The 22,457-nt window shown below is 38.2% G+C and carries 18 protein-coding genes and 1 other RNA gene; 10 read left to right on the forward strand and 9 right to left on the reverse strand.

The window, feature by feature from the left end; translation table 11 throughout:
• Positions 1-14: 14 nt before the first annotated feature.
• Positions 15-380, reverse strand: coding sequence for a DUF1573 domain-containing protein (locus BLS89_RS04000; RefSeq protein ID WP_092736216.1), 366 nt, complete (start codon positions 378-380; stop codon positions 15-17).
• Positions 381-500: 120 nt separating this feature from the next.
• Here BLS89_RS04000 and BLS89_RS04005 point away from each other — a divergent pair, with 120 nt between their 5' ends.
• The 4 genes from BLS89_RS04005 to BLS89_RS04020 are packed head-to-tail and all read left to right on the forward strand — an operon-like array spanning position 501 to position 5,719.
• Positions 501-3,119: a valine--tRNA ligase gene (locus BLS89_RS04005; RefSeq protein ID WP_092736217.1), complete on the forward strand. Its 2,619-nt coding sequence runs from the start codon at positions 501-503 to the stop codon at positions 3,117-3,119.
• Positions 3,120-3,153: 34 nt separating this feature from the next.
• Positions 3,154-3,795, forward strand: a complete 642-nt coding sequence (locus BLS89_RS04010) for a DUF4241 domain-containing protein (RefSeq protein WP_092736218.1) — start codon at positions 3,154-3,156, stop codon at positions 3,793-3,795.
• 15 nt (positions 3,796-3,810) lie between these two features.
• The gene (locus BLS89_RS04015) at positions 3,811-4,704 is read left to right on the forward strand and encodes a ribokinase (protein WP_092736219.1); all 894 of its coding nucleotides are present in this window, start codon (positions 3,811-3,813) and stop codon (positions 4,702-4,704) included.
• Between the two features lies 1 nt (position 4,705).
• A complete protein-coding gene (locus tag BLS89_RS04020) occupies positions 4,706-5,719 on the forward strand; it encodes a LuxE/PaaK family acyltransferase (RefSeq protein WP_092736220.1) in 1,014 nt (337 codons plus the stop codon).
• Positions 5,720-5,721: 2 nt separating this feature from the next.
• Here the strand turns inward: BLS89_RS04020 and rnpB are convergent.
• From rnpB to BLS89_RS04040, 4 genes are all read right to left on the reverse strand, one after another.
• An RNA gene (rnpB, locus tag BLS89_RS04025) (RNase P RNA component class A) lies at positions 5,722-6,025 on the reverse strand.
• Positions 6,026-6,587: 562 nt separating this feature from the next.
• On the reverse strand, positions 6,588-8,207 hold the full coding sequence (pafA, locus tag BLS89_RS04030) for an alkaline phosphatase PafA (protein ID WP_092736221.1): 1,620 nt from the start codon (positions 8,205-8,207) through the stop codon (positions 6,588-6,590).
• 133 nt (positions 8,208-8,340) lie between these two features.
• Positions 8,341-9,792 carry an OmpP1/FadL family transporter gene (locus BLS89_RS04035; protein WP_092736222.1) on the reverse strand — a complete coding sequence of 484 codons (1,452 nt, stop codon included), beginning with the start codon at positions 9,790-9,792 and terminating at the stop codon, positions 8,341-8,343.
• A gap of 18 nt (positions 9,793-9,810) precedes the next feature.
• On the reverse strand, positions 9,811-10,740 hold the full coding sequence (locus BLS89_RS04040; RefSeq protein ID WP_143017720.1) for a hypothetical protein: 930 nt from the start codon (positions 10,738-10,740) through the stop codon (positions 9,811-9,813).
• A 174-nt stretch (positions 10,741-10,914) separates the two neighbouring features.
• Here BLS89_RS04040 and proS point away from each other — a divergent pair, with 174 nt between their 5' ends.
• Positions 10,915-12,390: a proline--tRNA ligase gene (gene proS / locus BLS89_RS04045; protein ID WP_092736224.1), complete on the forward strand. Its 1,476-nt coding sequence runs from the start codon at positions 10,915-10,917 to the stop codon at positions 12,388-12,390.
• Positions 12,391-12,732: 342 nt separating this feature from the next.
• Here the strand turns inward: proS and feoB are convergent, their stop codons facing one another.
• Both feoB and BLS89_RS04060 read right to left on the reverse strand, forming a co-directional pair.
• Complete coding sequence (gene feoB, locus BLS89_RS04055; protein WP_394330509.1) at positions 12,733-14,763, reverse strand: ferrous iron transport protein B; 2,031 nt, start codon at positions 14,761-14,763, stop codon at positions 12,733-12,735.
• A 5-nt stretch (positions 14,764-14,768) separates the two neighbouring features.
• On the reverse strand, positions 14,769-15,023 hold the full coding sequence (locus BLS89_RS04060; RefSeq protein WP_394330510.1) for a FeoA family protein: 255 nt from the start codon (positions 15,021-15,023) through the stop codon (positions 14,769-14,771).
• Between the two features lie 332 nt (positions 15,024-15,355).
• Here BLS89_RS04060 and BLS89_RS04065 point away from each other — a divergent pair, with 332 nt between their 5' ends.
• From BLS89_RS04065 to BLS89_RS04075, 3 genes are all read left to right on the forward strand, one after another.
• Positions 15,356-15,640, forward strand: a complete 285-nt coding sequence (locus tag BLS89_RS04065; protein WP_092736226.1) for a hypothetical protein — start codon at positions 15,356-15,358, stop codon at positions 15,638-15,640.
• Between the two features lie 30 nt (positions 15,641-15,670).
• Entirely contained in the window at positions 15,671-15,889 is a 219-nt protein-coding gene (locus tag BLS89_RS04070; protein WP_092736227.1) for a hypothetical protein, read from the forward strand.
• Between the two features lie 295 nt (positions 15,890-16,184).
• Positions 16,185-16,508, forward strand: coding sequence for a hypothetical protein (locus tag BLS89_RS04075; RefSeq protein WP_092736228.1), 324 nt, complete (start codon positions 16,185-16,187; stop codon positions 16,506-16,508).
• 69 nt (positions 16,509-16,577) lie between these two features.
• Here BLS89_RS04075 and ribB read toward each other — a convergent pair whose 3' ends face one another.
• Both ribB and BLS89_RS04085 read right to left on the reverse strand, forming a co-directional pair.
• On the reverse strand, positions 16,578-17,699 hold the full coding sequence (gene ribB / locus BLS89_RS04080) for a 3,4-dihydroxy-2-butanone-4-phosphate synthase (protein ID WP_092736229.1): 1,122 nt from the start codon (positions 17,697-17,699) through the stop codon (positions 16,578-16,580).
• A 220-nt stretch (positions 17,700-17,919) separates the two neighbouring features.
• Positions 17,920-18,783, reverse strand: a complete 864-nt coding sequence (locus BLS89_RS04085; RefSeq protein ID WP_092736230.1) for an OmpA family protein — start codon at positions 18,781-18,783, stop codon at positions 17,920-17,922.
• A gap of 86 nt (positions 18,784-18,869) precedes the next feature.
• Here BLS89_RS04085 and tilS point away from each other — a divergent pair, with 86 nt between their 5' ends.
• Both tilS and BLS89_RS04095 read left to right on the forward strand, forming a co-directional pair.
• Complete coding sequence (tilS, locus tag BLS89_RS04090; protein ID WP_092736231.1) at positions 18,870-20,177, forward strand: tRNA lysidine(34) synthetase TilS; 1,308 nt, start codon at positions 18,870-18,872, stop codon at positions 20,175-20,177.
• On the forward strand, positions 20,174-22,255 hold the full coding sequence (locus BLS89_RS04095) for a protein-disulfide reductase DsbD family protein (RefSeq protein WP_092736232.1): 2,082 nt from the start codon (positions 20,174-20,176) through the stop codon (positions 22,253-22,255). The genes tilS and BLS89_RS04095 overlap by 4 nt, the downstream gene beginning before the upstream one ends.
• Positions 22,256-22,457 lie beyond the last annotated feature (202 nt).

A 22,457-nucleotide genomic window follows, 5' to 3' on the forward strand; every position in this document is an offset into this window, starting at 1 on the left:
ACGATTTCTTATTTTTAGTTCTGAACTTCACCTTGTATCCAAAGTACGCTGCGACCGTGTTCAGGGTCGTTAGAATAAACTTCTATTGATTTCTTAAACATCGATACTATGGCAGTATTATACCCCACTTTTATTTTCGCAGATTTCCCCGGCATAATCGGTGCCTTATCCCACTCCGGTGTAGTACAGCCGCAAGCCGGTTTCACTTTACTAATAATGAGCGGCTTGTCTCCTTTATTCATTACCGTAAAAAAGCGATGCCCGTCTGCACCTTTCTTTATTTTTCCGTAATCTATGGTCGTTTTGTCAAAGCTGATTGACTGTGCAGACATCACTGCAACGCCTCCTAGTAAAAGCATTCCTGCTAAGATTTTTTTCATAACAATTATGTTTCTAAATTAAAATTAAATTCCAAAGTTATAAAATTATTCTTAAAAAGTACTATGTTCTTTTAGTTTATATTATTTTTGCAAAATACAAGCCAAACTATAATTTTTAAGATGCAAATTTCAGAAAAATATAACCCTGCCGAAACAGAGCAGAAATGGTACAACTACTGGTTGGAAAACAAATACTTCCACTCCGAGCCGAATAACAAACCGCCATACACTATTGTAATCCCACCTCCTAATGTCACTGGAATACTCCATATGGGACATATGCTGAACAACACCTTGCAAGATGTATTGATACGCCGTGCAAGAATGAGAGGGTTCAACGCCTGCTGGGTACCGGGAACAGACCATGCCTCCATCGCTACTGAGGCAAAAGTGGTGGCAAAACTCAAAGCCGATGGAATAAAAAAATCCGATATCAGCCGCGATACTTTCCTCAAGCACGCATGGGAATGGACGCACAAGTACGGAGGTACGATCCTAGAACAACTAAAAAAATTAGGATGCTCTTGCGACTGGGATAGAACACGCTTCACTATGGAAAAAAAACTATCCGAACAAGTGATAAAGGTTTTTGTAGATTTGTACAACAGAGGTCTTATCTATCGTGGCTACCGAATGATTAACTGGGATCCGGAAGCGAAAACCAATATCTCTGACGAAGAGGTTATCTTCAAAGAACAAAACGGGAAGCTCTACTTTCTTAAATATAAATTGGAAAACAGCGATGAATACCATATCGTAGCTACCACGCGTCCCGAGACCATCTTTGGAGATGTCGCTCTCTGTGTAAACCCTAATGACGAAAGATACCAACATCTTATAGGGAAAAATGTAATCGTTCCTATCGTAGGGCGTAGTATTCCCGTAATAGCCGACAACTATGTAGATATAGAGTTTGGAACAGGAATGCTGAAAATAACGCCAGCACACGATAGCAACGACTACGAAATAGGGCTTAGACACAAGCTTCCTATAATAGATGCATTGGATGACGATGGTAGGCTGAACCAACACGGAATGCACTACAACGGCAAAGACCGTTTCGAAGTCAGAAAACTCATTACAAAAGAACTCGAAGAAAAAGGACTTTTGGAAAAAGTAGAGGATTATCTCAATAAAATAGGAACTTCTGAAAGAACAGGGGCTGTGATTGAAAGAAAAATCTCCCAACAATGGTTCCTGAAAATGTCTGAACTTGCAAAACCGGCTCTGGATGCCGTAATGAACAACGACATAAAACTCCATCCCGAAAAATTCAAAAACACCTACAAATATTGGATGGAAAACATCAGAGATTGGAACATCTCCCGCCAGCTATGGTGGGGGCAGAGAATTCCGGCTTATTATTTCGGGGATAATGAAAACGATTTCGTAGTAGCAGAGTCTGCCGAAAAAGCATTAGACTTAGCCAAAGAAAAATCAGGCAATCAAGGGTTAACCATAAGTGACTTAAAGCAAGATGAAAGTGCCCTTGACACTTGGTTCTCGTCTTGGCTTTGGCCAATGTCCGTATTCGACGGAATATCCGAACCTGACAATAAGGATATTAACTACTACTACCCTACTGCTGATTTGGTAACCGGTCCAGATATCATTTTCTTTTGGGTGGCAAGAATGATAATGGCAGGGATAGAGTACAAAAAGAATATTCCGTTCAAGAATGTTTATTTCACCGGAATTGTAAGAGACAAGCAGCGGAGAAAAATGTCTAAATCTCTCGGAAATTCCCCGGACCCTATCGAGCTTATGGATAAGTATGGGGCGGACGGTGTTCGTGTAGGGATATTGCTAAGCTCTGCCGCCGGAAACGACTTGCTATTCGATGAAGACCTAATGCTGCAAGGTAGAAACTTCGCCACAAAAATATGGAATGCCTTCCGATTAATACAAAACTGGAAAAAAGAGGATAAACCTTCCGGAAAAGCAGAAGACGAAACGATACTATGGTTTGAAAACCAACTTAATAAAACAATTGTTGAAATCAATGAGCAGTTCGACAAATTCAGAATTTCAGATGCATTACACCTAATCTACAAACTCATTTGGGACGACTTCTGTTCTTGGTATTTAGAAGCTGTTAAGCCTAACTATGGTGAAACAATTTCCGAAACGGTTTATGATAAAACCATTGCGTTTTTCGAAGAGCTTCTAAAACTTCTACATCCGTTTATGCCATTCCTCACCGAAGAACTTTGGCAAAATATCGCGGATAGGACGACTGACGAAGCGCTCGTAATTACACAACAAAGAAATTCCACAGATTTTAGTAACGAAACTATTAAAGGGTTTGAAACAGCCAAAGAAATCATCTCAGGGATAAGGAATTACCGCCAAAGCAAAGGGGTTTCACCTAAAGAAAGTGTGGAATTGTTTACTAATGTGGCAGATTTTGAAAACGAAGCGGTTATCAAGAAATTAGCGAATATCAGCAATATTTATTTTGCAGAAAAGACGGATAAACCAAGTTTCACTTTCCTTGTCGGCTCTGCGGAATTGGCTATCCCGCTAAGTGAAAACTTAGACCTCGAAGAAGAGAAAAAGAAAACCGAAGAAGAACTAAAATACCTAAAAGGCTTTCTTATCTCCGTAGAGAAAAAACTGAACAATGAAAAATTTATGTCCGGTGCACCTAAAAATGTGATTGATAACGAACTAAAAAAACAAAGCGATGCTAAAGAAAAAATAGCACTTTTAGAGGATAAATTAAATTCTCTCGGCTAATTTTTTTCTTTATCTTTACATTTCAAAAGCAACGATGCAGCATATAGAAAACATAAAAAAATTATTCAGTAATCATCAGACAAAACATCCTTTATTAGAGCGTATAGAGGCAGGAAGATTACACCTATCCTCCGGTAGAGTGGTCGCATGTGACCCCTTGATTACCAATGACAAAGACGCTTTTATCGTTCTTTTTCCGAAAGGGGATTTCACCACTTATATTTACAAAGAGAGAGAAACAGAGTGCATCGCCTATACAGAAGTGATTTTTGAAAATGATGCAATTACACAATGGGAAATGGCTCTGTGTAACGGCCAAGATATAAAAAAACTTGAAGACGAAGAAATCTTTGGATATCCCGTAAAAAGCGGTATGGGCTGCTATATGGACTTTGACACACAGCAGCTGTTAAATGAATTGGAACAACTTTTGTACAGTAGAAAGGGTGAGGATTTCAGAGGTATATACGAGGAATTTTTCCACGAATACTTCTTTAATGAAAAAGGTGCAATAAACCAATTCGCATCCCTAAATCCTAAAGAAAATTTAAGCAACAACATTATAGCCTTTGAAACAGGCTATGGCGAGGGGTTCTATGCGAGTTATATTGGCTTTAACAATGCCCGCCGTCCCGTAAAATTAGTAACAGAATTTATTGAGATTAGTGCAGATTAAAAAGATTAGATTATAATGAAATTAAGTACTCATCAACCCAAAATAATAGTAGTAGGAAGCTCTTCCATAGATTTGGTAATGAATACCGTACAGCCAGCTCTCCCCGGAGAAACTGTAATGGCCGCACAATCCGAAAATTTCTTCGGTGGTAAAGGTGCCAATCAGGCTGTGGCGTGTTCTCGATTGGGTACGAGTGTTTATCTCATAGGACGGGTGGGTATGGATCCGTACGGACAACAAATCTTGAGACACCTGAAAGACGAAGGCGTGAATGTAGCCTATATCTCCGAAGACCAAGATGAGCCTACAGGAACCGCCTATGTTACTTCTTTCGACGGAAAGAACAGCATCGTGGTAGTTCCCTCTGCCAACCGCTCTTTGACTCCCAAAAAAATTGAAATGGCTAAGGATCTGTTTGAAACAGCAGACATAGTCTTAGTTCAATTAGAAACTTCCTCAGAAGTATTACAACAAACCTATGAACTTTGCAAAAAAAATAAAAAACGATTAGGCATATATGCCGCTCCTGCGACTAAACTTTCCGATGAAATTGTAGATTATGCCACTTTTATTGTTGCAAAGAAAAAAGATTTGAGTATTCTATTCGGTGAGGATAGAAAGGAAGTAATTTTACAAAAGCTCCCTAATAAATTATTCATCAGAAACGATACCAATACGACTATATACTATGACGGCGAGGAAATGAGATACTATCAAAAAGAGCCCGAAAACAAAGCCCACAATATGGGAATGGGCGATGCCTTTACCGCCGGATTTGCAGTAGCATTATGCCACGGGAATCCTATAAAAGAATGTGTAAAATTCGGGAATGATATTTCCTTGAGAGTCTCTGCACACAGAGGCTCGCAAAGAGGGCTTCCGCACCTAAGAGACCTTGAACTGAAATAATATGCAAGAGCCTTTCGGTATAAAAACAGAGCAAGAGTTTTCCGAGCTTTGTATTGAAACTTTTCTATTCCAATATCATCAGGTAGAGGTATATAAAAAATTTGTGGATGCCTTGAATATTGACATTGATAAGGTTTTATCTATCGAAAAAATCCCTTTTTTACCGATAGAGATGTTCAAGCACCACAAAGTCATAGACAAAAATTATGCTCCGGAACTATTTTTCCAAAGCTCCGGAACAACACAGCAAAACCTCTCCAAACATTGGATAGCAGATGAAATACTCTACCAAAAAAGTATTTATGAAAGTTTTTCTCAATTCATAGGCAAACCCGAAGATTTTATTTTTCTGGGACTGCTCCCTAATTATTTAGAGCGAAAGAATGCCTCACTTATCTATATGGTAGATTTCCTGATGAAAAAATCATCAAAAAGAGAAAACGGCTATTTCCTCTACGACCATCTCAAGCTCTACGAACTGCTGTCTTCATTAGCATCAGAAAACAAGAAAATCATTCTGTTCGGGGTATCGTTTGCCTTACTGGATTTTTTGGACACCTTAGAGGTAAACGGATTAAATCTTTGCCCAAACAAAAATTTATACATCATAGAAACCGGCGGAATGAAAGGACGAAAAGAGGAAATGACCAAAGATGCCCTCCTTGAAATTCTTAAAAACAGATTTAGTTCTCAAAATATTTTTTCCGAATATTCTATGACTGAGCTGCTTTCTCAAGCTTACTCATTGGGCAACAATATCTACGAAAGCCCTTCTTGGATGCGTATTCTCATCCGTGATACGGAAGACCCTTTTAATTATTGCCCTATCGGGAAAACCGGGGGAATTAACATCATAGACCTTGCTAATAGGCATAGTTGCAGCTTTATCGCTACTCAAGATTTAGGAAAATTACTTTCTAAAAAAGAAGACAATATTCTTCGCCATACCCCTTTCCAAGTACTCGGGCGGATAGACCACTCCGATATAAGGGGCTGCAGCCTTTTGGTATCATAAAAACCACAACAGGGACTATAAGCCGGATTCTGTACTTTGCGAACAAAGTGCTTGTTATTTATCTACGCCTACCATTGCTGAAAGGCTTTAGCTGCCTACCCCTCGGCATTGGACGAGCCGCCCTTAGTTGCCGATATACTTGGCATTACACCGCATAGAGTTTACCTGATTTCACTACAGCCGAACTGTACTTGCTTTCTGTTGCACTGGTCCTCACATCACTGTGGACGGCCGTTAGCCGCTATGCTGCCCTATGGTGTCCGGACTTTCCTCTCTGCTAAGCAAAGCAACAAGCCGTCTCTGTTGTGGACTGCAAAAGTATTAAAACAAATTGAAAAAAGTTTCTTTTTCTTTGTTAGAGCTAAATTTACTCTACTGTTTCAGATAAAATTAAGATTATGACGTTTGTGATTTTTTAATATTTCTCATAAAAATCAATAGGAACAAACCCATTATAGACAAAGCTATTGGATGAATCCACAAGCTATTAACCTCAAAAGATCAATACAGGTAACAGCCAACAATGTGTACAAGAAACACAAACATTCTCTATAAAATTACCAATTTTTTTCATATTGTATTTTTCGTTATAATCGTTAGAATCTACTATTAGATAGAACTTCCTTCTGTATTTAATTAAATATCCGAATACTATAGTAATACCCAAACTAATAACTCTATTCTTGTCTTTTCAATTCCTTTTAATTTGAATATATCCTATTATTGATTACTATATGTTTCTCTATTTCATTACAATTAAAAAACTTGGGATAACAAAAATACTGATATAAGAAATAAAAAAATAGATTAATCATTGCAATCAATTTTATAAATAATTACAAATGATAATTCCTACAATCCTATTTTGTTAAGGCAATATCTCCTCTAAAAGTTCGCCCTGAGTACCGTTTGGCATCGGAATACTCAGCTTTTGGGAAATGCTAGGTGCTATGCTGGTAATGTTATATCTTTTGTAACTAATCCCCGGTTTTACCTTCCAGCCGTACCAGATATTGGGCACATTGGTATCATACATATAAGAAGTTCCGTGCGAAGTACCGCGTGTACCATGTGGCAAATATTGCGGACGTAAAAGAACCATCAAATCTCCATTTTGCTTAGGATTGTAGCCCCGTTCTATCAAACAAAGATTATAATCTGTAGGATTTCCTCTTAGGATATCTTCTCTGGAATACACTCTTGACACGAAAGGTTTTTTGTACATCCATTCTTTTACTTCTTTTATTATTTTGTCGTAGTCGAGATTTTTCTCTGCTATTACTTTATTATTCAAGAATATATTTTGATTGGAGTAATTATCAAATATATTCACGCCGTATTTTTCTTGGAAATAATTTTTCATATCCTTAAGCACTTGTTTAGAATCTATAGAAGAAACATTATAACCTCTGTCTTTGAGATACTGAGGATTCTCTGCCGCTGCATGGTCTGCAGTCAGAAAAAGCAGGTAATTCCCCTTTCCTACTCTTTTATCCAAATGATTTAAAAGATTCTCTATATTCTTATCCAATCTTAAATAGGTATCTTCTATCTCCACAGAACGCGGGCCAAAAGCATGCCCTACATAATCCGTAGATGAAAAACTAAGTGCTAAAAAATCCGGATACTTGCCCTGCCCCAATTTCTCGTTGTCTATTGCAGCTTCTGCAAAAAGCTCTACCATATCATTACCATAAGGCGTAGATTTTATAATTTCCAGATTCTTTTCCTTTTGGGCGATTGTTTTAAGATCGTAAGGAAAAACCGGAGTGTTCTTAGTAGAGAACACCTCCTCGTAAGGGGTATTATCTTCTGTGCTGGCTGTATATTCAGAAGGGTTTTTCATTAGAGACCATCCTGCATCTACAAATTTCCGAGCATATTTCTTTTTATTAAAATCCACTACCCATTGCGGCAGTTTTTCCATATAGAATGTACTGGTAATATAATCTCCCATATTAGACATCCAGTAGGCCGCATTAGCAAAATGCCCTGCCGGCAGTATCGCTGCACGGTCTTTTTCGGAAATACCAATAACTTTTCCCTTAAAGTTAGTATCTAATCTAAATTCATCTGTTACAGTAGTCGCCAAAAGCCTTTTCGGTGACTCCCAGCCCTGCTTATCTTGAGGGTCTATACCCACGCTTTTCACTTGGTCATCAAAGGTACAATACACACTTTTACCTTCTTCTTTGCTGAACCAATTATTTCCTACTATTCCGTGAACAGAAGGTGTAGTCCCCGTATAAAGGCTGCTATGCCCTGGTGCCGTATATGTAGGCATATAGTTGTAATTGGTATTTCTAAAGATAAAGCCCTCTTTCATTAACCTTTTAAATCCGCCCTCTCCGAACTGGTCATAGTATCTGTAAAGGTAGTCCGGACGCATCTGGTCAACCACTATACCGACAACCAACTTCGGTCTTTCCACTTGAGAAAATACTGCACAAGTCACACATAAGAAAACTAAACTGACAATTTTTTTCATTCTATAAATTATTTTGGTGCTAAGCTAAAAATTATCTCCGAAATTAAGAAGTTTTTGAGTTTAATTTTTCTTAAAGTCAAAAAAAAACTGCAAGCGAGAAGCCCACAGTTAAAAAAGTTATTATTTATAAAGTTTAGAACCTTAGTCCTAATGTTAGAAGAAGGTTGCTTCTATTGTGTTTTACCTTAGATACGATACTTGCATTGCCATTGTCTAATCCATCTATATTAGGAACAGGTAACCCAAGCCCATTCGCACTCTCTACAGCATAACGCCCACCAAAGAATGGATTAGAATAATTGGAAGTAACATTTTGATAAGCCAAATCCACATAGAATGATTTGAAGTCGTAGCCTAATCCTGCGGCTAAAGTTTTCACGCTACCCGCATACAAATCATTGTAACTCTTATCTTCTATACCACTACCATTGTTGCTAATAACACCTAAAGATGCATTGCTGAAAGGATTACTTTGATAGGCATATCCACCTCTTAGACGGAAACCTTGATAACGGTATTCTGCACCTACTTTCACTTCCGATTGATTTTTATATACTTTTCTAAAGAATTCGTTGAGCTGTGTAGTCACTTCATTATCTAAATCAGAGGTGTATTTAGGTTTGCTTACTCCTAAAGTATAATCCACATTGATCGCAAAGTTTTTATTTGGAACATAGGCAGCACTTAGCCCTACTTTGGTAGGCGAAGACAGTCTTCTGCTGCTATCATAGACATCGGATACTATGGCGTTGTTATCTAAATAATAATGGTTGTAACTTCTATTGATATTCCACCAAGTAGGCGACTGCAAACTCAGCCCCAGTCTCAGACCTCCGTCTAATTTTCTGATAACGCCTGCGGATATAGAAACCCCATTAGAAGACTCTTGGTAAGGGGTATCTTGCTTTTCATAAATCGCCGTGTCTCCGTTGCTCTTCATCATTAGCCTAAAGAAATCACCTTGTTCTAAATCTGCAGAATAAAAATTAAGTCCCCCACCCAAATACCATTGATTATCATAATTTCCGCCCACAGCAAAAGACAACACAGAAGAACGCCCTACTCTATTATAAGCGTGTCCATCGTACAATAGCTCATCTTGTACATTCTGCTCTGTACTATTGGTATAGGAAACAGCATCTGATATACTATGATTCTCAGGTGTTCTGATATAACTGTCTAAATCTCTGTATTTATAGTTTAGCCCTATATTGACAAATTTCCATTTGGAATCAAACGGTTCAAAAACCACCAATGCCCCAGCCTGTGTGAGATTAGTCTTTTTGAAAGTCTGATCCAAAGAACCGCTGCCCAAAGTAGAGGTATTGGTATAGCTCGTTACGCCCAGTGTAGCATTGATTTCGTTGATGATAGCCACACCCACTCCGGCAGGATTGGATTCTATTGTAGATAAATCTCCGCCTAATGCCCCCATACTCCCTGCCATAGACATATACCGAGAAGTTCCCGTAGGCGGTGTATAGCCTGAATAGACATCCAAAGTATTCCTGATAGCAGATACATCTTGAGCATAAAATAAAGATGCTACGCTAATTCCTATGAGTGAAAATATTTTTTTATTCATTTTTTTTATTTTTAATTATTATCTAAAGCCTCCTGTTCTGAAACCTCTGGAAGAACTCCTCGAATAATTACCTGAACTAAAACCGGAATTACTTGACCTAAAACTATTATTAGAATTTGTTCTTTGAGGCGGGTTGTTATTCACCGTCTGCTGCCTACCGAATCCGGAAGAGCGGAATCCGTCATTTCGCCTGTTAGTGTTATAGCCATTATTACTATTACCTCTATTTGAATAGAAACCGCTATTATCGCTATTTCTTCGGTAACCACCATTAGAACCCATTCTATCCACGGTATCTATTTCTGCTCTTCTATAATTTCGGTGAGGAACCACTATATAGCTATAGCCACCGTAGTAAGGATCGTAATAGCCTCTATCATAGTAAGGATTCCAGCTATAGAAACCACGATAATAAAGAGAGTAGAAGCCTCCCCAGCCAAAATATGGATTATAGCCAAAGTATGGATTGTAACCGTAATAAGGACTTGCCCAGCCCGAATTGTTCCAACCATAAGGATAATTGCCCCAATTCATTCCGAAGTAAGAGTTCCAGCCGTAGCCGCCACCCCATCCGAAACCTAAGCTCCAATAAGGCTCATAGCCAAAATCATTGTAATAAGGCGTAGCCCAGTAAGGGTCATAACGGCGTTCTACACCAGAGAAATCTCCCCAATCCGAGCTTTTGCTCCATTTATCATAGCGTTTCTCCTTTTCTCTTTTCAGTTGTTCTGATTGCTCTATGGTGTTATTGTAACTATAGTCCTTACCTATCGAATTATCATCTGCCATCAGCAGGCGTTGCTCTATCACATCTGTTTTAGGATCGTAGAAAGCTCCGTCTGTCTCTGTGTAGCCTTCTATCTGTACCCCACAAGAGACTAATACGAATCCCATAGAAACACTTAAAGCCAAAGTGCTCCATCTGTCGATTAAATTTTTGTAATTCATTTTATGTGATTTATTATGGTTTAACTATATTTGCCTTGTCTTAAAAGTATAACAAAAAATATACCATATTCATTTAATGTAAAATAGCTAACTTTAGTGTTTCTGAATAGGTTATTTAATCCATATACTTTTACAAAAGTAACAAAATAAAATTAAAGAAAAACATTAACATCTATGTCAAAACTAACCTCAAGAAGTGAAGATTATAGCAAGTGGTACAATGAGCTTGTTGTAAAAGCCGATTTAGCAGAAAGTTCCGGCGTAAGAGGCTGTATGGTAATAAAACCTTACGGGTATGCCATTTGGGAAAAAATGAGAGATCAACTGGATAAAAAATTTAAAGAAACCGGACACCAGAATGCTTACTTCCCCATTTTTGTACCCAAAAGTCTATTTGAAGCAGAAGAAAAAAACGCAGAAGGTTTTGCCAAAGAATGTGCCGTAGTTACCCACTACCGCCTAAAAACAGATCCTGAAAATCCACAAAAACTCATCGTAGATCCCAATGCAAAATTAGAGGAAGAGCTTATCGTACGACCTACTTCCGAAGCCATCATTTGGAATACCTACCGAAACTGGGTACAGTCTTACCGAGACCTTCCCATTCTCATTAACCAATGGGCGAATGTCGTAAGATGGGAAATGAGAACAAGACTTTTCCTAAGGACCGCAGAATTTCTTTGGCAAGAAGGACATACCGCACACGCCACCAAGGAAGAAGCCTTAGCCGAAACCGAACAGATGCTGGATATCTATGCTGATTTTGCCGAAAACTTTATGGCAGTACCTGTGGTGAAAGGAGTAAAAACACCTTCCGAAAGATTTGCGGGTGCAGAGGAAACTTACTGTATAGAAGCATTGATGCAAGACGGGAAAGCTCTACAAGCAGGGACTTCCCACTTTTTGGGACAAAACTTCCCTGAGGCTTTTGATGTCAAATTCACCAACAAAGAAGGTAAAATAGAATATGCGTGGGCTACTTCGTGGGGAGTATCCACAAGGCTAATGGGTGCTCTCATTATGTCTCATTCCGATGATTACGGACTTGTATTGCCTCCATCGTTAGCCCCAATTCAAGTGGTTATTGTTCCTATATTTAAAGGAGAAGAGCAGCTTAAACAAATCGACGAGGTGGCTTTTGACATTCAGCATAAATTGAAAAACTTAGGCATCTCTGTGAAATACGACAACCGCACGGAATACAAACCGGGATGGAAATTCGCCGAATATGAGCTAAAAGGTGTGCCGGTAAGAATTGCCATTGGACCGAAAGATTTGGAAAAAGGCGTTGTAGAAATCGCGAGGAGAGATACCCTGAGCAAAGAAATTCAGCCAATAGACAATATAGAGGTTTATATCAAAAATTTATTAGACAAAATCCAACAAGAGATATTCCACAAAGCCCTTAAATTCAGAGAGGAGCACATCACAAAAGTAGATTCTTACGAAGAATTTAAGGAAGTTTTGGAAACCAAAGGTGGATTTATCCTTGCCCATTGGGACGGCACCGAAGAAGAGGAAGAGCAAATAAAAGAAGAAACCAAAGCGACAATCCGCTGTATTCCATTAGAAGGCGAGAGAGAAGAAGGCGTTTCAATGATTTCAGGAAAACCGTCTAAACAAAGAGTCCTTTTTGCAAAAGCTTATTAAAAAGTAGAATCAGAGAATAGAGATATCAATACCAGAAAATTCATTTTTCGCAAAAAGCTGAATAAAAATCTATTAAACCGCCGTTTCAACTATCTTGAAATGGCGGTTTTGATTATACGATTCCTTAACAATAAATTGTTTCAGACAGAATTTTATCCAATAAAAAATCCCAATTAAGAACACCCGCAATCTTTATCGCAATGGCTTTTGCTGCTTTTAAACTTTTTGGGTGAGAAATTCTTTCTAAAAAGTTTGAATATAGAGTAGCAAGCAAACAATACTACGACAAATATAATTATATATTGTACAGCTAATGAACCATCCATTGTTTTATTTATTTTATCATTTGAATAATTGGAAAACAAAAAACGAAGCAATATAGGCTAAACCCGTCATCCCTAAGAGCTGTATCAGCGTCCATCTGATGCTCTTGGTTTCTTTGTACACTACGGCAATCGTAGAGATACACTGCATAGCAAAAGCATAATATATCAGTAGAGAAGCACCTGAAGCTAATGTAAAGACTTTGCTGCCATCAGGATATTGGTCTTTTTTCATTCTATCAATGATTTTTTCTTCCGGAGCTTCGTCATTCAAACTGTAAAGCGTGGACATCGTTCCCACAAAAACTTCTCTCGCCGCAAAACTGGTAATGATGCTTACTCCCATTTTCCAATTGTATCCCAAAGGTTTTATTATAGGTTCCATTCCTCTACCCATTTTAGCGAGGTAAGAGTTTTCTAATTCTACATTGGAAGCTACCATTTCATTCTTTTGTGGGCTTGGTCCGAAGTAGCTCAATACCCAAATAATGATACTCACGGCAAAGATTATTTTTCCGGCTCCTGTGATGAAAGCCCATACTTTTTTTAGGGTCATTTTTAGGTCATAGCCCCAAAGCGGCATTTTATAGGTGGGTAAATCCATTACCAAGAATGATTTTTCCTTAGTTTTAATGATGGTCTTTAATAATAAAGAACTTAGAAGTACCATTACAAAGCCCAATAAATACATTATTAAAAGGGTAATCGCCTGTAAACTTATCCCAAAGTACTTTTGACTGGGGATAACGAGAGAAATAATAATACTGTAGATAGGAAGCCTTGCGGAGCAGGTCATAAAAGGAGTTACAATGATGGTAATAAGCCGCTCCTTCATATTCTCTATATTTCGGGCTGCCATAATCGCAGGAATGGCACACGCCGTACCCGAGACTAATGGAACTATACTTTTGCCATTCAGCCCAAAGGGTCTTAGAAACCTGTCCATCAAAAATATGACTCTTGCCATATACCCCGAATCTTCCAAAAGGTATAAAAAATAGAGCAAAATTCCAATTTGAGGAGCAAAGACAACCACACCTCCTACCCCCGGCAATATCCCGTCTGCCACCAAACTGCTGAGAGGACCATCCGGCAGGTTTTCTTTGGTAATGCCGGCAAGCCAGTCAAAGAGGCTTTCTATCCAATCCATAGGGTATTGGGCTAATGTGAATACACTCTGGAAGATGACAAGCAGTAGTAATAAAAAGATAATATATCCCCAAAATTTGTGCACCAATATTCGGTCTAATTTCTCGGTAAGCAGCTCTTTGAAATTAGCTTTTTTTACGATAACTCTTTTGATGATTTTATCAATGTCTTGATACCGCCTGATGGTCTCTTGCACTTGCATTCGTTTTTGCGAGGTGTGTTTAAGAGCATCGGATAAGTCTTTGGCATCTATCAATTTATGATTGGAGCATAGAGCTACCCAGTTTCTATAGAGGTTGGGCTCGCTGGAAGCAGCGGATAGTTTTTCTATAATTCCCCTTTGCTCCATAGGAATATCAAAGGAAATCGTTTCTTTTTTGGAAAAGAGATTATCGTAGATGCCTTGCCTCAAGTTCTCCACTCCGATGCCTTTTTTGGCGTTGGTGGTATAGACTTTCACGCCTAATTCTTTTTCTATAGTTTCAATGTTTAGGCTGATGCCTCTTTTCTCGGTTTGGTCTATTTGGTTGATGACCAATACCATCGGTATTCCTAAATCTTGAATCTGCTGCAGCATCAACAAGCCTCTTTTGATACTGAGAGCTTCTATGGTGTAAACCACTCCGCAATAGTTCTTCTCCTCCTGAATGAGATAATCACTGAACACAGCCTCGTCTTCCGAAGACGGATAGATGCTATACGCTCCCGGCAGGTCTATCACTTCTACCTCCTCGTCTCGGTAGGTATAGTTACCGGCAAGACTGGCTACTGTAACCCCCGCATAGTTCCCCGTCTTTTGATTGGTATGGCAGAGGGTGTTGAACAATGTAGATTTACCCACATTAGGATTACCTACTAAAAGAATTCTTTTTTTTATTTTGGCTTGCATTTTTGTATTCATTTTTTTTAGAGGGCTTCTACCAGAATATACCGTGCTTCTTCTTCGCGTAGAGCTACCCTGCTTTTTTCAACCCCAAATTCTATATATAGAGGTCCGCCAAAAGGTGCCTGATACAGAACTTCAAAAACAGTATCCGGGATAAGCCCCATTTCTATAATCTTCCCGGGCATTTCCTGCTCGTGGTCATCAGTATAACCAGTGATTTTACCTTTCTTACGATGAGGATAATTACAAAGTTTAGATTTAATTTTTGTTTCCAACTTGCTTTTTACCTGCAAAGATAAGTTTATTTGAAACAAATCAAAATACCGAAAATGGTTTTTATAAATTTTCATCATCACCCCGCTACTGACAGTTCTAAATTCAAATCAACTAAAGCATTCAAAATTAAACATTTTCTTTACCACAATCAGCACCCTATAAGAAACCTTACCAGAGTACCGCCCAAAATCAAGCATATGTACTTATAATCGTATGTAACTAAAGCTGTATTATGGGGTACAACTTGTCTGCAAAATATAATGACTATGAAGAGTAAATTCACTATGTTTGTACTTTAGTTGAAATTTTATTTAAATAAAGACCAATTTATATGAAAAAAATTACACTAATAATTTGTATGATTTGTGCCGGTATTTGCTTTGCTCAAGTACATATTGGGAAATTTTCTAATCCTGATTCTAAATGGACTTACGGAGGATATGCCGGTGTAGGAGGTGTTTTGGGGAACAATTCTGAAACCTCTATATACATAGCACCAAGAGTAGGATATCTTGTCGATTCAAACTTAGAGGCAGGACTTAGCGGAAGTCTCAATTGGTTTAGCTCTAAGTACTACAATGCTTCTACACTCGGAGTTGGCCCTTATGCCAATTAGTATATCGGCAGAAATTTCTTTATCAATGGATTGTTCCAAGAATATTTCATTAACTATAAGAACAAAAGCAACGATGCAAAAACGAACTATAACGAACCTGCATTATACTTCGGAGCCGGCTATATGCAGCGTATAGGAAATAAAGCTTACATTCAAATAGGCGGCATGTACAATGTTTTATACAACAAAGACAAAAACCATTTGGGAGGTGCTTTCGTTCCTAATATCGGGATTGTATTCGGAATCTAATCCTGAATCTTACTAATATGAATTTAAACAAAATCGTCCAGCCTTTTATTGAAATTTTTCCAGGTGATTTTTCCTTGAATCCAATCCAAAGACAGACGCCTAAAGTTTTATTATGCAGATTATTTTTGGCAAAAACACGACGAAATGCTTTGCTCAAAGTTTGGATTTGACAAACTTTACGCCGAAGATGCCGATTTTTTCATACATTGGCAGGATATGATGGGAATCTAAGCATAGACTATACAATATTTTTAATTGCCTTGAAAAAGGCTTTCTGGATAAGGATTGGCAGGAAATGAACTATAAAGTACTTACAGATGAAGATTTTCAAATACTGAGAACTTGGTATGAAAACTACAATACACGATTGAATAAAAATATCATCTCGGCACAAGAATCTTTGGCATTAATGCAACAATCCAATCCTAAGTTTATCCTCAGAAATTATATGCTCTATGAGAGCATCAACGAACTAAATGAAGACAAAACAGAAATACTAGATAAACTTATCACGGCATTAGAAACCCCTTATATAGAAATCTATCCCGAGTTTTCCACAAAAAGACCCCGGAGGTATGACAATACAACCGGATGCTCTATGCTCTCGTACAGTTCTTAGAAATGATTCAATGATTTCATTAATCCTAAAAGAACAGAAACCTCTTTGGCAAATATACTTTTGAAAGGCCTACAATGGAACCATCTCAGTTACTTCCACATCATAACCTGATATCACAGGCTTTTGGTTTGGTGTTTGCGTAATAATCCTAAATTTTGTAATACCTAAGTTTTTGAGTATCTGTGTACCTACGCCGTATTCCATATAATTCGCAGAAAGTTTTGGATGAAACTCTTTGCCGTTTTGGAAATCTAAAAACCGTTGTAATTTCAGCATTGTATTTTCGGCATTAGAAACATTATTGATGAAAACTACAGCCCCTTTTCCCTCGTCATTGATCATCTTAGTAACTTTTTCCAGCAAAAGTTTTTCTCCATTAGCAAGACGGTTTAGGACATCAAAATATTCGCTGGAGCTCTGTACTCTTACTAGCACAGGCTCATCCTGTTCCCACACTCCTTTAGTCAAGGCAAAATGAATCTGCTCCGTATGTTTTTCTTGAAAAGCGTGAAAATCAAAATCTCCATATACGGTTTTCACCTTCCTTTCTTCTATTTTGGTAACCAAATCTCCTTTTCTTAGGCGGTATTCTATCAAGTCTTCTACGGAGATTATTTTCAGCCCGTGTTCTTTGGCCAATTCTTCCAACTGCGGAAGCCTTGCCATAGTGCCGTCTGCGTTCATTATTTCACAAATTACTCCACCCTGCTTCAGTCCTGCCATTGTGGTAAGGTCTATGGCGGCTTCGGTGTGCCCAGCTCGTTTCAGTACGCCTCCTTTTTTTGCTCTTAGCGGGAAGATATGCCCCGGACGCATAAAGTCCGATGGCTTACTGTTTTCATTCATCAGTGCGAGGATTGTTTTGGCTCTGTCTCCAGCAGATATTCCTGTAGAAACGCCATCTCCCAATAAATCTACGGAAACCGTGAATGCGGTCTGTTTGGGGTCGTTACTCCTGGTCACCATAATGTCCAGCCCAAGCTCGTCGCAGCGTTCTTCCGGCAGCGGCATGCAGATAAGCCCCCTCCCGTATATTGTCATAAAATTAATCATTTCCGGAGTAGCAAGTTCAGCAGCAGCAAGAAAGTCTCCTTCGTTTTCCCTGTTTTCGTCATCTATTACAATGATGATTTTTCCTTTTTTCAGGTCTTCTAATGCTTCCGGAATAGTATTTAATGTAGTCTTAGACATTTTAAAATTTTAATCCCTTAAATTGAGTTACAAATGTAGAAAAAAAAACACTTTCAAGCTCAATAAATTCATGAAAAAATTTAGAAAAATTTCAATAACTTGTCTTCTGTCTCAAAGAAAAGTAGCTCTAAGAATAGAATTCTATCAAGCAATTATTAGCAGGTACAAAAAATCCCCGCCAGAGAATGGCAGGGATTCTTGTGGAGATTTTTCTTTTATTTTAGTTGTTGTTCGAGCTTACAGCCGGCTTGTTTTGTCCGGGTGCTATATTCATCAGTTTCATAAATTCGTCTAATTTAGGCATAATGATGATTTCCGTTCTACGGTTTTCTGCTCTGCCGGAAATACTCATATTTGTGGTTTTAGGATTGTATTCGCTGCGTCCTCCTGCGGTAATTCTGGACGGATCCACACCAAACTGATTTTGTAAAATCCTTGCTACAGAAGTGGCTCTCAAAGCAGATAGATCCCAGTTGTCTGTAGGTGTAGCAGAGGATTTCAGCGGTACATTGTCTGTATTTCCTTCTATGAGGACAGAATATTTGTCGTAGTCGTTAATTACTTTTGCTACTTTACCCAATACTTCCATAGCAGACGGCTGGATGTTCCAATCTCCAGTTTTGTATAGCATCTTGTCGGATAAAGAAATCATTACCACTCCTTTTAGTACTTTTACTTGGACATCAGAGTCGTCTATATTGTCTAATGAGCGTTTAAGTTTATTGGAGAGAGCAAGATTCAAACTGTCGTTCCTACTATTAGCGGAGATGAGTTGCTTGATATATTTGTTGGAAGCGTTAATCTCTCCCACCAGTTTATCAATGTTGGTAGAAGAGCGTCCATTATTTGCCAGACAAGCGTCCAAAGAGCTTTTTAGAGCTTCGTTCTGACTGTTGAGCAGTTTGTTTTGGCTGTCAAGCCCTGCATTTTGTGCTTTCAGGTCTTGGATTTGTCTCTGGTTTTCAGCGGCATTATCCAAGCAGGTTTTGTAGTTGAGGTTTAGTGCATCGTATTGTTTTTTGCTCACACACGATGTCAAAGAAACAGCCATAGCAGAGATGGCAAAAATTTTTATCAGTTTCATAGTAATAATGTTTTCTAAAAATTTAACCAAAGTTACAAATTCAATTTGAATATAAAATTTATCTTTGCTGTAAAAAATATTAAACCTTGTTAAATATTCATAACTTTTCTTCCGAACTTTCTGCTTTGGTAGAGCAATTTTCGAGCCATACTTATCTTTTAGGGGTAAGCGGAGGGGTAGATTCTATGGTGCTGTGTCATTTATTTTTGTCTAAAGGTATTGATTTTCAGATATCTCACATCAATTATAAATTAAGAGGCAAAGACTCCGATTTAGACAAAAAAACAGTAGAAGATTTTTGTGTTAAAAACAAGATTAAACTTCATATTTACGAAGTCTCCGAGAAAGACAACAAGCCTGCCGAAGGGTCTATACAACTATGGGCAAGAGAACTGCGGTACAAGATATTCCAAAAAATTATGCGGGAGAAAAATTTGGATTTTTTGGCAACGGCACACCACCTTGATGATAATTTGGAAACTTTCATCATTAATCTTTCCAGAGGAGCCGGAGTAAAAGGACTTTCGGGTATTCCGAAGTGCGATAATAATATCGTCCGCCCATTACTGGGATTTACGAAAAAAGAAATCTACGCCTATGCAAAAAATCAAAAGGTCCCCTACCGGGAAGATTTGTCTAATACAAAGAATGATTATCTAAGAAACGAAATAAGAAATCTTATCATTCCGAAATTATTGGAAACCAATGGAGCTTTTATGTCTAATTTCAAAAAAAGTATTTCTATCCTTAATGATACCCAGCACTATTTATCGGAAAAGATAGGGCAAGATTTAGAAAACATTACCCTTAAAAAAAATGATTCGGAATTAACTTTGGACAAAAACAAATTACAACAACTGTCTCCTTTTACCCAATACGAAATCCTTAGACGGTTTGGATTTAATGACGCCAAGGAAATTGCTAAGATATTTGATGCCAATACGGGAAGTGTATTCTATACCTCGGAACATCAATTGATAATAAACCGAAATGAACTGATTATCATTAGCCCAAAAGAAAAAAAAGAAGATTTGCAAGAAATCTCATTGCCGAAAAAAAAAGAAATAGACCTATCCCAATGGATTGGAAACGACTTTGAAACAAAGAAAATGGTATGGAAATTGGATGCAAACCTTGTAACATTTCCTCTCAAACTTAGACTAAAGAAAGAGGGTGATATTTTCTACCCAATGGGTATGCAAGGGAAGAAAAAGGTGTCTAAGTATCTGAAAGATGAGAAGCTGTCAATACTGATGAAGCAAAAAATACGGCTGCTCTGTGATGCAAAAGATCGCATTTTGGGGATAGTACCACTGCGGCAAGATGCAAGATTTGCATCAAAAAGCAATGATAATGAAGTGATTATAATACTAAAGAAATCTAAGAACCAATGAAAATAAGAACTGTTTTATTGATATTTTTTACGATGATGGCTGGGCTGTTTTCGGCTCAAATCAAAAATCCGGCAAAGTTCAAGCTTTCCGTAAAAGACTTGGGAGACAATCTCTATGAGGCTGTACTCACCGTTAATCTGGAAGACGGCTGGCATATCTATTCCAAAGATCTTCCTGAAGACAGCGGTATCCCTACGGAAATGAATCTAACCGGTAAAAACATAGACAAAATAGGCGGTGTAGTAGAAGTGGGAACAAAACACGATGAGTTTTCGGAGGCTTTTGGTACCCGTATTGTGTTTTACTCCGGTACGGCGGCTTTCAAACAGAAATTCAAAATAAAAGATCCGGACAAGGCGGCTGATATTGAAGCCGAAATCACTTACCAAACTTGTAACGACAAAGTCTGCTTAGCACCGAATACATTGGAATTTGAACATACCATTGCCGCAAAAGGAAATACTGAAATAACAGCTCCTTTTGCGGCAAAAACAGATTCTCTGAAAAACACAACTAATGAAGAGCCTGCAAAAACAGAAAACGATACCATAGGAAAAACAACTGCCCAAGAGGTAGCAAACCCCACCACAGATGCTAATGAGCTAAGGATACAAAGCCTTGACCCTGAGCATCCTTTAGTGGATTCCGGAATGGAAGAAACCGCCGCTAAGGATAACAGCTATCAATGGATTTTTATTTTAGGATTTTTGGGCGGACTTATCGCATTGCTTACCCCTTGCGTATTTCCGATGATTCCTCTTACAGTATCGTTCTTTACCAAAGGAGCTAAGGATAAAGCCAAAGGTAGGAGAGACGCGATTGTTTATGGGATTTTCATCTTGCTTATATTCGTCCTTCTGAGTGTGCCGTTCCATATTATTGATGGTATATCGGGGAATATTTTTAACCAAATAGCTACAAATATATGGCTCAATCTATTCTTCTTCGGTATTTTTATTTTCTTTGCGATAAGCTTTTTTGGGTATTATGATATTACCTTGCCGAGCTGGATTGCAAATAAATCTTCCAAAGCGGAAGAAGCCGGAGGATTGGTCGGGATATTTTTTATGGCACTTACTTTGGTGATTGTTTCATTCTCTTGTACAGGACCTATTTTAGGAAGTTTGTTGGGAAGTGCTGTTACGGGTTCCAGCAATGTTCCGATGCTGCTCACTTTCGCCTTAGGCGGTTTTGGGCTGGCGTGGGCTATTGTGTTCGGGCTTTTAGCACTATTCCCTCAGGCACTACATAGTTTACCGAAATCCGGAGGCTGGATGAATACCGTAAAGGTGGTTTTAGGTTTTATAGAATTGGCATTGGCTATGAAATTCCTCTCTAAGGCAGATTTGGTTTCTAAAACATTTTTCCTGAAACGAGAGCTGTTCATAGGGATATGGATTGTGATAAGCATAGGCTTAGTGCTTTATTTATTTGGGAAAATAAGATTCCCACACGATGACAAAAATCCTAAAATTTCTTTATCCAGGAAGATAATTGGCGTGCTTGGGATAGGATTTGTGGTATATCTTATACAAGGAATTGTCCCTTCCGAAAAACCAAAGTTAGAGATGCTTAGCGGTATTTTACCCCCTGTGAATGTCAGCTATTTTCATAATGATGAAGACGGTATCATGGGCATTCATCCTCAGCATGATTACTTTGAGGCGATTGCTTTAGCCAAAAAAGAAAACAAACCCGTGCTTATAGACTTTACCGGCTATGGTTGCGAAAACTGCCGAAAAATGGAAGAGTTCGTATGGAGCCAGCCGGATATATTGCCTTTACTTCAGAATGAGGTAATCCTTGCTTCCCTATATGTAGATGACAAAGAGGAGCTGCCTGCCGAGAAGCAATCCAAGATGGATATGGGAAATGGGCAAATGAAAAAAATCAAGACCATAGGAGACCGCTGGAGTATGTTCCAACAAGTGAATTTTAATAATAATTCTCAGCCTCATTATGTCCTTGTAACTCCGGACGAGCAGGTAATTAACAAGCCTGTATCGGGATATATGCCAAAAGAAAAATTCAAAAAATTCATAGAAACAGGTGTAAGTTATTACAAAAATAAACATTAAAGTTTTTTTAAAAATATTGTACTTAAATTATCCTCTAATACAAAAAACTTGATAATATTTTTGTAAATAATTGAATAAATATTTTGAGAATTTTATAGTGCTTTTGAAAGGAAAGAGTATTACTATGAATATTTCAAATAGGCAATCAGGCATAAACGTGACTGTCTCATAAACATTTTCTGCAAAGCTTATAGGATAGTTC

The organism is Riemerella columbipharyngis, from assembly GCF_900101995.1.
GTDB lineage: Bacteria > Bacteroidota > Bacteroidia > Flavobacteriales > Weeksellaceae > Riemerella > Riemerella columbipharyngis.